At 34.8% G+C, this 916-nt stretch carries 1 protein-coding gene; it reads left to right on the forward strand.

All coding sequences use genetic code 11. The features are described 5' to 3' along the window. Positions 1-104: 104 nt before the first annotated feature. A partial coding sequence (locus tag A9165_RS16435) for a MamI family restriction endonuclease (protein WP_141686181.1) occupies positions 105-916 on the forward strand: 812 nt, incomplete at its 3' end.

The raw sequence follows: 916 nt of genomic DNA on the forward strand, positions 1-916 counted from the left end.
CAAAATTTCTGGGGATACCTCAGCTAAAGTATGGGAAAGCATTTAAAAACAGTTATTTAGCTACTAACTACTTAATACTTTAACGGAAAATTTGGAGCTGTACATTGAAACCAAAAAGTGAATTTATAAAAATTAAAGATAACCAAAAGCTCATTAAGCTGTTACTTGAAGACCTAGTTCTTGCTCCAAGATTAAAAGCATTAGATTGGTCAAAAATTACGAAACAAACTCCCAATATGAAAATAGGATATCCCGGACAACATTTAGCCTCGCTTATAACAGGTGTAGAGGGAGCAAGAACAGGGGCAAGGGGGGACGACTTGGAAGATGGTTCAGAAATTAAGTCTTGTAGTCGTGTTGACCAACTTGATAGTTGCAAGGATTGTGGGAATAAAGTTCTAAGGATAGAATTTTATTGTCATCATTGCGGTTCAAGCAATATTAAACGTATGGATGATAGCAAGTGGTTGTTTTCAGTTAAATCAGAGGATGAACTTAATCTTCTAACTAAAAAATTGGATAGGATTATTTTAACAATAGCAGATTACCCCCTCTTTTCAGAAAATAATTTTGAAACAATCCGCTTTCAAGTTTTCGAAATATGGAACAATTGCGAGCGGCACAAAAACTTTCATATTATAATGAATAACTATTACTACAAAATATTTTTAGAACATATAAAGATTAATCCAAGAAAAACGCCTGCGCCAAAAAATTTTTGGCCGTTTAGTTATCAGTTTTATCTTTGCAACCCTGTTAAAGTTTTTCAGGCAACTGTTTTTAATGCTAACTCTAGTCCATCAATTAGTATTGATTTACTGAGGGATCCCCACAAATTGCTCCCCCATATTATCCACACTCTATCAGATCGTCCGGTGTCCAGCACCACTGAGCTATCCACTGCAAAATTTGCTTT

Source organism: Alishewanella sp. HH-ZS, assembly GCF_001704375.1.
Classification (GTDB): domain Bacteria; phylum Pseudomonadota; class Gammaproteobacteria; order Enterobacterales; family Alteromonadaceae; genus Alishewanella; species Alishewanella aestuarii.